9 protein-coding genes are annotated in these 11,977 nt (G+C 70.1%); 8 read left to right on the forward strand and 1 reads right to left on the reverse strand.

The window, feature by feature from the left end:
* Positions 1-60 precede the first annotated feature (60 nt).
* From ACQPZX_RS21795 to ACQPZX_RS21830, 8 genes are all read left to right on the forward strand, one after another.
* On the forward strand, positions 61-1,362 hold the full coding sequence (locus ACQPZX_RS21795; RefSeq protein WP_433383602.1) for an ABC transporter substrate-binding protein: 1,302 nt from the start codon (positions 61-63) through the stop codon (positions 1,360-1,362).
* Positions 1,359-2,084, forward strand: a complete 726-nt coding sequence (locus ACQPZX_RS21800) for an ABC transporter ATP-binding protein (RefSeq protein WP_433383605.1) — start codon at positions 1,359-1,361, stop codon at positions 2,082-2,084. The genes ACQPZX_RS21795 and ACQPZX_RS21800 overlap by 4 nt, the downstream gene beginning before the upstream one ends.
* Entirely contained in the window at positions 2,081-2,797 is a 717-nt protein-coding gene (locus ACQPZX_RS21805; RefSeq protein ID WP_433383607.1) for an ABC transporter ATP-binding protein, read from the forward strand. Before ACQPZX_RS21800 ends, ACQPZX_RS21805 begins: the two co-directional genes overlap by 4 nt.
* Positions 2,794-3,681, forward strand: coding sequence for a branched-chain amino acid ABC transporter permease (locus ACQPZX_RS21810; protein WP_433383608.1), 888 nt, complete (start codon positions 2,794-2,796; stop codon positions 3,679-3,681). The genes ACQPZX_RS21805 and ACQPZX_RS21810 overlap by 4 nt, the downstream gene beginning before the upstream one ends.
* On the forward strand, positions 3,678-4,679 hold the full coding sequence (locus ACQPZX_RS21815) for a branched-chain amino acid ABC transporter permease (protein WP_433383610.1): 1,002 nt from the start codon (positions 3,678-3,680) through the stop codon (positions 4,677-4,679). Before ACQPZX_RS21810 ends, ACQPZX_RS21815 begins: the two co-directional genes overlap by 4 nt.
* A gap of 84 nt (positions 4,680-4,763) precedes the next feature.
* Positions 4,764-6,221 carry an aldehyde dehydrogenase family protein gene (locus ACQPZX_RS21820; RefSeq protein WP_433383612.1) on the forward strand — a complete coding sequence of 486 codons (1,458 nt, stop codon included), beginning with the start codon at positions 4,764-4,766 and terminating at the stop codon, positions 6,219-6,221.
* Between the two features lie 32 nt (positions 6,222-6,253).
* Positions 6,254-8,383: a tetratricopeptide repeat protein gene (locus tag ACQPZX_RS21825; RefSeq protein WP_433383614.1), complete on the forward strand. Its 2,130-nt coding sequence runs from the start codon at positions 6,254-6,256 to the stop codon at positions 8,381-8,383.
* Between the two features lie 106 nt (positions 8,384-8,489).
* Entirely contained in the window at positions 8,490-10,154 is a 1,665-nt protein-coding gene (locus tag ACQPZX_RS21830) for a sulfatase-like hydrolase/transferase (protein WP_433383615.1), read from the forward strand.
* Between the two features lie 653 nt (positions 10,155-10,807).
* On the opposite strand, the gene ACQPZX_RS21835 is transcribed toward ACQPZX_RS21830, so the two are convergent.
* Positions 10,808-11,977, reverse strand: a complete 1,170-nt coding sequence (locus ACQPZX_RS21835) for a cytochrome P450 (protein WP_433383617.1) — start codon at positions 11,975-11,977, stop codon at positions 10,808-10,810.

The raw sequence follows: 11,977 nt of genomic DNA on the forward strand, positions 1-11,977 counted from the left end.
GACGTGTGACCTGGCGCACTCCTACCTTCCTCGGCACCAGACCTCGCCCAGGAGGCGTCCATGGAATCTGGAACAACCCGGCGCGACCTTCTCCGCCTCGGCATCTCCCTAACCGCTGCCGCCCCCATCCTCAGCGCCTGCGGGGGTCTCGGCAGCGATCAAAATACGAAAAATACTCAAAAATCGTCGCTGAAGATCGGCTTCGTCAGTCCCCGCACCGGTCCGGCGGCCGGGTTCGGTGAGCCCGACGCGTACGTCCTCGACCTCGCCAAGAAGGCGTTCCAGCCGGGACTGAACATCGGCGGCACCCAGTACGACGTTCAGATACTCGACCGCGACAGCCAGTCCAACCCGCAGCGCTCCGCCCAGGTCGCCAACGATCTGATCAACGGAGACCAGGTCGACCTGATGCTCACCACGAGCACACCGGAAACGGTCAACCCGGTCAGCGATGCCTGCGAGGCGGCCGGCGTCCCCTGTGTCTCCACGGTCGTCCCCTGGGAAGCGTGGTATTTCGGCCGCGGCGCGAAAGAGACCGACCAAAATGCCTACAAGTTCACCTACCACTTCTGCTTCGGCGTCGAGCAGTTCCACAACATGTACACGCACGAGTGGCCGCAAGTTCCGACCAACAAGAAGGTCGGCGTGATGTGGCCCAACGACTCCGACGGCAACGCCATCCGGGCCGCGCTCGGTCCGCTGCTCAAGCAGTCCGGCTACACGATCGTCGACCCCGGCGCGTACACCGACGGGACCAACGATTTCTCCGCGCAGATCGCGAAATTCAAGGCCGAGAACTGCGAAATCTTCAACACGTTCCCGATCCCGCCGGACTTCGCGACGTTCTGGCGGCAGGCCGCCCAGCAGGGCTACAAGCCGAAGATCTGCCAGGTCGCGAAGACGGGACTCTTCCCGTCGCAGATCGAGGCGCTCGGCCCGATCGGCATCGGGATCGCCGGCGGCGCCTACTGGGCGCCGACGTACCCGTACAAGTCGAGCTTCACCGGGGTGGACAGCAAGGCGCTCGGCGACGGCTACCAGGCCACCGGCAAACAGTGGAACCAGCAGCTCGGGCCGAGCCTCGCCCTCTTCGACGTGGCGGCGGCCGCGCTCAAGAAGACCAGCAACCCCAAGGACAAGCAGGGTGTGGCCGACGCCATCAAGACCCTCGACGTGGAGACCCCGATCGGGCGCCTGCAGTGGGGCAAGGGCCCGAACGCCAACGTCGTGACCACGCCGATCCTCGGCGGCCAGTGGATCAAGTCGACCGATCCGAAGTACAAGGTCGAGTTCGTGCTCGTGGAAAATTCGTCCGATCCGAACGTGCCGACCGCCGCGAAACTTCAGGAATACCGGGCGTGACGCCCCTTCTCGAGGGCCGCGGGCTCGCCATGAGCTACGGCGACCTGCGGGTCCTCCACAATGTCGACTTCGCCGTGGCCGAGGGTGAGGCGGTCGGCATCGTCGGTCCCAACGGCGCCGGCAAGACCACCCTGCTCAACGTCCTGGCCGGCGGGGTCCGCCCGCGGGCCGGGACGGTGAGTTTCCAGGGGCGCGACGTCACGCGGACGCGTCCGGACCAGCGCTGCCGGATGGGCGTGGGGCGGGCGTTCCAGGTCCCGCGCCCGTTCGGCGGCATGACCGTCCTGGAAAATGTCGTGGTCGCGGCGAGTTACGGTGCGGGCCTTTCCGGCGCCGCCGCCAACAAGAAAGCCGTCGACGTGCTCGACGAATGCGGGCTCACCGAGCTGGCCAACCGGCGCGCCGAGAGCCTCGGCCTGCTGCATCGCAAGCGCCTCGAGCTGGCCCGCTGCCTGGCGACCGGGCCGCGGGTGGTGCTGCTCGACGAGATCGGCGCGGGCCTGACCGACGCGGAGGCCGCCGAGCTGGTCGCGGCCGTCCGGCAGATCAAGCTCGGCAACACGGCGATCGTCTGGATCGAGCACATCGTCCACGTCCTCGTCCAGGTCGTGGACCGCCTGGTCTGCATGGACACCGGCCGCGTGATCGCCGACGGCGAGCCCGCGAAAGTTCTGGGCGACGCGGTCGTGATCGACGCGTACCTCGGAAAGGCCGCCTCATGACCACGCTTCTGCGCGCGGAAAGTGTCGAGGCCCGCCACGGCCTGCTGCAGGCGGTCCGCGGCATCTCGTTCCAGGTCGCGGAAGGCGAGGTGGTCGCGCTGATCGGCGCCAACGGGGCCGGGAAGACCACGTTGCTGCGCACGGTCGCGGGCGCGCATCCGCTGGCGGGTGGCGTCATATCGTACGGCGGAAGCAGCCTCGCCGGCGTGCCCGCGCATCAACGCGTGCGCCTGGGCATCGCCTACGTCCCCGAGGGCCGGCGCCTCTTCCCCGAGCTCACGGTCGAGGAGAACCTCCTGGTCGCGGGCCGCCGCGCCCGCCCCGGCCCGTGGAATCTCGCCTCGGTCCTGGAAAGTTTCCCCGCCCTGAAGCCGCTGCGCGCGCGCCCGGCCTCGCGGCTTTCCGGCGGTCAGCAGCAGGCCACGGCAATCGCCCGGGCCCTCATGACCAACCCGCGGCTCCTGCTGATCGACGAAGTTTCGCTGGGACTTTCGCCCAAGGCCGTCGATGACGTGTACGCCTGCATGACGGTCCTCCGGGAGAGCGGCACCACCGTGCTCCTCGTCGAGCAGGACCTCAACCGCGCCCTGTCCACCGCCGACCGGGTGATCTGCCTGCTCGAGGGCCGGATCGTGCTCGACTCGAAGACCGCCGGCGTCACCCGCGACGAGGTCGTCACCGCCTACTTCGGATTCGCCGGACGGCAGCCATGAACTGGGTCAACGCGGTCATTCAGGGGATCCTGCTGGGCGGGCTCTACGCGCTGTTCGCCTGCGGGCTCTCGCTGATGTTCGGCGTCATGCGCATCATCAACCTCGCGCACGGCGACCTCGCGGTCCTCGGCGCCTTCCTGGTCTGGTCGCTGACCGTGCACACCGGGATCGGGCCGTTCTGGGCGCTGGTGCCCGCGCTGCCGGTGATGCTGATCGTCGGCTACGTGCTGCACCGCACGGTCCTTGCCCGCAGCCTGCGCGGCGGCCCGCTCACGCCGCTGCTCACCACCTTCGGCCTGGCCATCGTCATCCAGAACGCCTTGCTGCAGGCCTACAACCCGGACGTGCGCTCGCTCGGCGGCGCGGCCGGGGACGTGGCGACCGGCAGCTGGCGCATCACCGATCAGCTCTCCATCTCGTACCTCGGGGTGCTGATCCTGGCGACCGCGGTGCTGGTCCTCGGCGGCCTGCAGCTGACGCTGCGCCGCACGGCCTTCGGCCGGGAGATGCGGGCGACGGCCCAGGACGCGGACACGGCCACGCTGGTCGGGGTGCCGGCCTCTTCCGTGTACGCCCGCGCGACGGCGATCGCGGTGGCCACGGCAACTCTCGCCGGAGTTTTCCTCGCCGTGCGCTCGACTTTCGACGCGTCGAGCGGGCCGACCCAGCTCATCTTCGCGTTCGAGGCGGTGGTGATCGGCGGGCTGGGCTCGCTGTGGGGCACCCTCTGGGGCGGCATGGTCCTCGGCGTCGCGCAGACCATCGGCGCCACGATCGATCCGCAGTACTCGATCCTCGCCGGCCACCTGGTCTTCCTCATCGTGCTCGCCAGCCCGCACGGGCGATCGTTGTTGGCGCTTCGCCGGGAAGGAAGAACAGCGTGAGCGACCAGTGGACCGTGAAGCGGTCGGGACGCGCGACGAAAATTTCGTCGTCGGTGATGGTCGCGTTCGCGATCGCGCTGTTCGCCGTGCCGTTCGGGTTCCGCACCGACGTGGTGCAGCAGCTCACCACCCTGTGCACGCTGCTGATCATGGCCGTCATGTGGAACGTCCTGGCCGGCTACGGCGGACTCGTCTCGGTCGGGCAGCAGGCGTTCATCGGCTTCGGGGCGTACGCGACGGTATTCCTCACCCAGCGCGACATTCCCCCGTACCTTTCCGTCGTCCTGGCCGCGATACTTTCCGCCGTTCTTGCCGTGGCGCTGGCCCCGCTGCTGCTGCGGTTGCGCGGCGGCCAGTTCGCGGTCGGCACGTGGGTGGTCGCCGAGGCCCTCGCGCTGCTCGTCGCGCTCGACGGGTCGCTGGGCGGCGGTACCGGAGTCTCGCTGCGGGGGCTGAACACGATCGCGCCGGACTGGCGCCGCGCGTACACCTACTGGCTGACGCTGGGGTTCACGCTGCTGCTGCTCGTGCTGGTGTTCCTGCTGCTGAGGCGGCGCAGCGGCGCGGCCATCCGGGCGATCCGGGACGACGAGGAGGCGGCCGCTTCCCTCGGCGTACGGATCATGCCCTTGAAGTTCATGCTCTTCGTCCTTGCGGGTTTCGGTTGCGGGGCGGCCGGCGCCCTCACGCTCGCGAACACCCTCTTCATCCAGCCGCAGAGCATTTTCGGCGTGCAGTGGTCGGCCTACATGCTGTTCATGGTGCTGGTCGGGGGGATCGGCACCTACGAGGGACCGATCCTGGGCGCGATACTTTTCTTCCTGCTGCAGGATTGGTTCGCGCAATACGGCGCGTGGTATCTCATCGGGCTCGGCGCGGTCGCGATCGCTTTCGCGCTGTTCCTGCCGCGCGGCCTGTGGAGTCTCGCCGACGACCGGCTGCCGTTCCGGCTGCTCCCGGTCGGCTACACGCTGCGGCCGGTTAGCATCGGGCCATGATCGAGCCGGTCCTGCAGCTCAGCGGCGTCAGGGGCGCGCCATGATCGAGCCGGTCCTGCAGCTCAGTGGCGTCAGGGGCGCGCGATGATCGAGCCGGTCCTGCATCACATCGGCGGTGCTCGGGTCGCGTCGATCAGCGGGCGCCGGCATCCCGACCACGACCCGTGGAGCCGGGCGGTGCTCGCCGAGGTGGCATCCGGCGACGGCGAGGACACCCGGCGCGCCATCGAGGCTGCTCAGGTCACCTTTCCGGCCTGGGCCGCGATGGCGCCGAGCGACCGGCAGCTGATCTTCATCCGGGCCGCCGACGCGCTCGACCGGCGGCGCGCCGAGGTGATCGGCCTGCTCGCCGCCGAGACCGGCTGCGGGCCGTATTTCGCGAATCTTCAGTTCGATTTCTGCCTCGCCATGCTGCGGCAGGCGGGATCGCTGGCGCACGCGCCGACCGGGCAGGTGCTGCCGACCGACCTGCCCGGGTCGCGGGCCCTGGCCGTGCGGCGCCCGGTCGGAGTGGTCGCGGCGATCGCCCCCTGGAACGCGGCGCTGACCCTCGCCGGGCGGGCGATCGTGGGGCCGCTCGCGCTGGGCAACACGGTCGTGCTCAAGCCCAGCGAGGAGTCGCCGATCACCGGCGGCACCCTGTGGGCCTCGGTCTTCGAGGAGGCCGGGCTGCCGCCCGGGGCGGTCAACGTGGTCACCCATGCCCCCGGCGACGCCGGGATGATCGCGGAGGAGCTGGTCACACATCCGCTGGTGCGGCGGATCAGCTTCACCGGGTCGACGGTCACCGGGCGGCGGCTGGCCGAGCTGGCGGCCCGGCATCTCAAGCGGCCGGTGCTGCAACTTTCCGGGCACAACGCGCTGATCGTGCTCGCCGACGCCGACCTCTCGCTCGCCGTCGAGGCCGCCGCCTACGGCGCTTTCGTCCACCAGGGCGAGATCTGCATGTGCGTGCGCCGCATCATCGTCGACCGGGCGGTCGCTCCGGAATTCACGGCGCGCTTCGTCGAGAAAGTTTCGCGGCTGCCGGTCGGCGACCCGCGCGACCCGGCGACGGTGGTCGGTCCGCTGATCAACGAGTGGGCGCTGAGCCTGGTCGACCGCCGGGTCTCCGAGGCGGTCTCGCTCGGCGCGCGCCTGCTGACCGGTGGCGTGGCGGCGCCGCCGTGCTACCCGCCGACGGTTCTCACCGACGTGCCGCCCGAGGCCGAGATAGCTTTCGAGGAAACTTTCGGCCCGGTCGCGCTGCTGGAGACGGCCGATGGTCCCGAGGAGGCTATCGCCCGGGCCAACGCGTCCCGCTTCGGCCTCACCGCCGGCATCATCTCGGCCAATACGTATGGCGCGCTCGACCTCGCCCGGCGCCTCGAGGTCGGGATCGTCCACATCAACGACCAGACCGTCAACGACGAGCCCCAGATGCCCTTCGGCGGTCTCAAGGAGAGCGGGTGGGGCCGGTTCGGCCTGCAGTTCGCGAGCGAGGACTTCACCGAGCTCCAGTGGATCACGCTGCGCGACACCCCGCGCGACTTCCCGTTCTGAGGGCCCTGGGCGAGCGCTCCTAGACTGTGCCGGTGAATCCTCGCGGGCCCGAGAACGTCGATGCCTCCGGGCCCGCCGCGGTCGCCGTCGGCCGCGACAATCACGGCTCCATCACCACGAACATCGTGCTCCCGCCGCACGAAGTCTCCTGGCCGGTCTGTACCGGCGCGGTCCCCGAGCTGGCTTCGGCCTTCCAGCCCCGGCACGACCTGCGCGATCACATCCAGGCGGCCCGCCGTCACGGCTCGACGCGGATCCTGGCCGGCGGGGGAGGGGTCGGCAAGTCCCAGCTCGCCGCGTGGTTCGCCCACCAGGCGATCGAGGACCCGGCCGTCGACCTCGTGGTGTGGGTCGTCGCCGACAGCCCCGAGCAGATCGCCGCCACCTACGCGCGTGCCGCCGAGCGCGTCGGCGCCCAGGTCACCGGCGACGCCGCCGACGACGCGACAGCGTTCCTGGAGTGGCTGCGCGCCACCGGCCGTACGTGGCTGATCGTGCTCGACGACATCACCGACCCGGCTCACCTGTCCGGCCTGTGGCCCCCGGCCCGCCCGGCCGGCTGGACGCTCGCCACGACCCGGCTGCATGACGCGGCCCTGGCCAGCTCCGGACGGCAGCGCGTCGACATCGGGGTGTACACGCCGGAGGAATCGGCGGCCTACTTCGAGAACAGGCTCACCGGGGCCGGGATGTCGCATCTGCTCGACGAGAAGGGTCCGGATCTCGCCGTCGCGCTCGGCCACCTGCCGCTGGCGCTGTCGCACGCCGCCGCGTACATGGCCAACCAGGACGAGCCGAGCGCCGCGTACCTCGACCGCTACCTCAGCGGCCGCGAGAACCTGGCCGACCTCATGCCCGCCGGCACCGACCCGGACGGATACGGCCGCTCGGTCGGGGTCACGCTGCTGCTGGCCCTGGACGCCGCGGACACCGCCGCCCCGGCCGGGCTGGCCCGCCGGGCCCTGGCTCTGACGTCGGTCCTCGACCCGGCCGGGCATCCCGAGGCGCTCTGGGCGACCGGGCCGGTCACCGGATATCTGACCGGCCACGGCGGCGCTCCGGTCACGCCCGAGCAGGCCCGCCGGTCGTTGCGCCTGTTGCACCGCTATGCCCTGATCACGCATACCGGCGCCGACCCGGTCCGCTCGGTGCGCATCCACGCCCTGACCGCCCGGGCGATGCGCGAGACGCTGCCCGACCCGGTCGCGACGGCCCAGGCCGCCGCCGACGCTCTGTGCGAGATCTGGCCCGCCGGTGACCGGGCCACCCTGACTTTCGCGGCGCTGCAGGCCAACGTCGCGACGCTGCACACCGTGACCGGCGAGGATCTGTGGCGAGCGACCGGATATCGGGTGCTATGGGTGGCCGGGTCGGCGCTCGTCCACGCCGGCCAGTATGCGGCGGCCGTCGCCCACTGGCGCACGGTGGCCGAGCAGGCGGAGCGCTTCCTGGGCGTCGACCACGTGAACGCGCTGACGGCAAGGGCCGGCCTCGCCGACGCTTGTCGGCAAGCCGGGCGGGCCACCGAGGCGATCACGCTTCTGGAGCGGACAGCTGCCGACTGCGTACGCGTGCTCGGCCCCGACAGCCAGGAAACTATGTTCTGCCGCTTCGGCCTCGCCGGCGCCTACTGGCTTGCCGACCGCCGAGCCGAAGCCGTCACGCAACTGGAAGACTTGATCACGGATTTCGACCGGCTGTTCGGGCCGGACGAGGTGAACACGCTGACCGCACGGTCGGACCTGGCCGTCTATTACGGGCAGATGGGCCGGACAGCGGAGGCCATCGTCCTGCTCGAGCAGGTCGTCGCCGCCAACCGACGGCGACGCGGTGCTGATCACCGGGAGACTCTGAAGAGTCAGGCGAACCTGGCTGCCGCTTACTCGCAGGCGGGCCGTCTTGCCGAGGCGGTCTCGATCAAGGAGCAGCTGGTCGTCGAGAGCGAACGGCTGCTCGGTCCCGACCACCCCAACACCTCCACCCAGCGTTCCAACCTGGCTTTCGACTACCGGGCGATCGGGCGCATCCCGGACGCCATAGCCCTCGTGGAGCGGGTTCTTGCCGACCGCGGACGGGTGCTCGGCGCCGACCACCCGAGCACACAGAACGCGGCCATGTTTCTGCGGGAGTTGCACGCGGCGGCGCGGTCTCATCCGGGCTGACCCGAATTTCGCGATTGTCACCCCGTAGGCGGTGAACCGCTCGCGGTCCTAGATCCGTACCCATCGGCGACCGGGTTGTCTACCGAGCGCTGCGAGGGACGAAATTTTGCTGCTCCGCCGAATCCGCACCATTTCCGGCGCGGTGCTCACCGTCCTGGCCGCCGTCCTCGTCTTCGTCGCGCTGGTCGTGCCCGACGCCGTCGCGAAACCGAAGAACGGAACTTTCTTCGAGGCCGCGTTCCTCCGGCTCCCGATCGAGGCGATCATCGGGGCGGCGGTGCTGCTCGCCCTGTCGCCGAAATGGCGCAAGCCGGTCGCGGCGCTGTTCGGCGCGGGGCTCGGCTTCGTGGTGATCCTGAAAGTCGTGAACATGGGCTTCCGGATCGTGCTCGGCCGGCGGTTCAACCCGGTGCTCGACTGGCCACTGTTCCAGGACGGCTTCAACGCGCTCACCGAGACCGACGGCCGCGGCAAGGCGATCGCGGCCGCCGTCGGAGCCGGGGTGCTGGCGCTGCTCGCGCTGGTGGTGTGCACGCTTGCGGTGCTCCGCCTCACCCGGCTGACCATGCGTTATCCCGGGCCGGCGCGGCGCACCCTGGTCGGCCTCAGCGCGGTGTGGATCGCCCTCGCGATCAGCGGGATCACCTGGTTCCCGAACGCTCCGGTTGCTTCGGACACGGCCGCCGACCTGCTCAAGTCGACGGTCACCCAGGTGCCGGAGGCAATCAGGGATCAACGGCAGTTCGCGTACGCGTCGGAGCACGACCCCTATCGCAACGTCGCCCCCCAGGATCTGGTCAGCGGCCTCGCCGGCAAGGACGTCGTGATCGGCGTGGTGGAGAGTTACGGCCACTCGGTGCTCACCGACCCCGGGATGAACGCGATAGTTTCCCCCGCCCTCACCGCCGACGAGCAGAAACTTTCCGCCGCCGGTTTCTCGGCGAAGACCGGCTGGCTGACCTCCTCGACCTTCGGCGGCGGCAGCTGGCTCGCCCACGCCACCTTCCAGAGCGGCCTGTGGATCACTAGCCAGCCGCGGTACCGGCAGCTCACCGCCAGCAACCGGGTGACGCTGACCAGCGCCTTCCACAACGCCGGGTGGCAGACCGTCGGCATGGAGCCGGGCAACACCGTGGCCTGGCCGGAGGCGTCGTTCTACGGATACGACACCGTGTACGACTCGCGGAACCTCGGCTACAAGGGCCCCCGCTTCGGCTGGTCCCGGATGCCCGACCAGTACACGTTGTCCGCCTTCCAGCGGGAGGTGTACTCGAAGAAGCAGGGCCCGCTGATGGCCGAGATCACCCTGACCTCCAGCCACGAGCCGTGGACGCCGATTCCGCAGATGGTCGACTGGGACAAGGTCGGCGACGGCAGCGTCTTCGCCCCGATGGTGAAGGGCGCCGAGAAGCGCACGACGCTGTGGAACTCGTCGGAGCGCACCCAGACGCAGTACGCGAAGTCGATCGCCTACTCGGTCGACAGCCTGGTCTCGTGGGCCCAGAAATACGGCGACAAGAACCTGGTCCTGATCATGTTCGGCGACCACCAGCCGATGTCCATCGTCAGCGGCAACGGCGCCAGCCACGACATCCCGGTCACGATCATCGCCCACGACAAGTCGGTCCTCGAGCGCATCACCGACTGGAACTGGGCGGACGGCCTGCGCCCGAAGGCGTCCACCCCGGTCTGGCGCATGGACGAGTTCCGCGACAAGTTCTTCGCCGCTTATGGCGCCCAGAACGCGGTTGCCTTGCCGGCGCCCCGCTGACACCACACCCACCTGGCCGCGCCGGCTCGCCTGGCCGGCCCGCGCCACGTCGGCAGGGGTCATCCGCTCAGGATCTGCCGCGGCGGCGATATGTGGCAGTGCACAAAGGCTGGTGGCGCCGGTCGCCGTTCGTGGTGACCAGGCGGGATTGCCATGCCCGGGTACTGCGTGGTTGCGGTGGGTGCGGCAGTCGCGGTCGTCGGTGCATCGACGTCTCGGGCGCCCTGTCCCGCATGCCCACCTGCCCACCTGCCCACCTGCCCACCTGCCCACCTGCCCGCCTGCTCGCCTGGCCCGCCTGGCCCGCCTGGCCCGCCTGGTCGGCCTGGTCGGCTGCCCGCCTCCCCGCCTGGTCGGCCGGTCCGCCTGCCCCCTGCCCGCGGTTGGATCTTGATGATCTGCCGCTTGGTGGAAACGGCAAGTCATCAGCCTCCAGTGGGCTCGATCGGCCTCTGACCGAATTAACGCGACATGTCCGGCCTGCACTCGCCGGTCGTCTCGCAATGCGGACGGTGGGATCGGCTGTCGGGATGCGTGGCCGGCATGCGGGATCCTGACTACTGACTGAGACTCCCCGTCACATCGTGGGATCGCCCGGCGCGACCGCCCCGGCGGTGACAAGGTCGGCGCGCCATCCGTGACGGCGGGGGCGCCTACTCGGCCGTGACTCGGACGGGCAGTGACTCCCAGGCGCGCAAGGTGTTGTTGTGGTGCCGCACCGGGCTGCCGTCGAGGGTGATGTCGCTGACGCGGGCCGCCAAGGCGGTCAGCAGCGCCTCGGCCTCCAACCGGGCCACGTGCTGGCCCACGCACTGGTGGATGCCCATCCCGAAGCCGACGTGGCCGGACGGGTCGCGGTCGAGGTCGAAGCGGTCCGGGTCGGGCCAGCGGCGGGGGTCGCGGTTCGCGGCGCCCAGGAACATGAGGATCTTCTTGCCGTCGGGGACGATCGTGTCGTCGACCTTGATATCCGTGGTGGCGGTGCGGAAGAAGGTCTGGACGGGGGACTCCCAGCGGACCGCCTCGTCGAAGGCGACCCGGGCGAGGGCCGGCTCGGCGCGCAGGCGCTGCCAGGCCCCGGGCGTGGTGGCGAAGGCGTAGAGGACGGCCGCCAAGCCGTGCACGGTGGTGTCGACGCCGGCCGAGAGCAGCGAGCGGACCACCAGCGGCGCCTGCTCGTGGGTGATGTCGCCGTGGTCGGCGGCGGCCCAGATGCGGGCGCCGAAACCGTCGGGGGTGAGCACGTCGCGAGCGCATTGGGCGTTGACCCAGGCCGACAGCTCGGCCACCCGTGGGGCGCCGGCCGCGACGAGGTCGTTGTGCGGGCCGAAGGCGTTGAACAGGTGATCGCCGTACGGGAGAAGGTTTTCCCGGCCATCTCGGGGAATGCCGACGGCATCGGGGAACACTCGCAGCGGGAAGGCGGCGGCCAGGGCCGTTACGACGTCGAACGACGGGCCCGCGGCCAGAACCGAGTCCACGAGCTCGCTGGCGTCGTCCATCCACTGTGTACGGAGGCGGCGCAGGGCGCGCTGGCCGAGGATCCGGGTCAGCACCGTGCGCGGGGCATCGTGCCGAGGGGGATCCGCCTCCAGCAACAGGCTCGGGGGACGCCACGGTTTCTCGTACCGGAAATTGGATAGACCGACGCCGGCGCCGGACTGAAAGCCCTGCCAATCGGTGAGCGCGGCATGCACGTGCTCGTAGCGGCCCATCGCGTAGACGTCGTAGCGCTCGAGGTGGACGACGGCGCCGGCCTCGCGAATTGTTGCGTGAAACTCCGCGGGGTCTTCCAGCACTTCGTGTCCGAACGGATCCAGCAT

Source organism: Actinoplanes sp. CA-142083 (assembly GCF_050942195.1).
Lineage (GTDB): Bacteria > Actinomycetota > Actinomycetes > Mycobacteriales > Micromonosporaceae > Actinoplanes.

Bases quoted from the DNA above. Each gene is read 5' to 3' on its own strand.
- ACQPZX_RS21795 (WP_433383602.1), top strand. From the start codon at position 61: ATGGAATCTGGAACAACCCGGCGCGACCTTCTCCGCCTCGGCATCTCC.
- ACQPZX_RS21805 (WP_433383607.1), top strand. From the start codon at position 2,081: ATGACCACGCTTCTGCGCGCGGAAAGTGTCGAGGCCCGCCACGGCCTG.
- ACQPZX_RS21810 (WP_433383608.1), top strand. From the start codon at position 2,794: ATGAACTGGGTCAACGCGGTCATTCAGGGGATCCTGCTGGGCGGGCTC.
- ACQPZX_RS21820 (WP_433383612.1), top strand. From the start codon at position 4,764: ATGATCGAGCCGGTCCTGCATCACATCGGCGGTGCTCGGGTCGCGTCG.
- ACQPZX_RS21835 (WP_433383617.1), bottom strand. From the start codon at position 11,977: ATGCTGGATCCGTTCGGACACGAAGTGCTGGAAGACCCCGCGGAGTTT.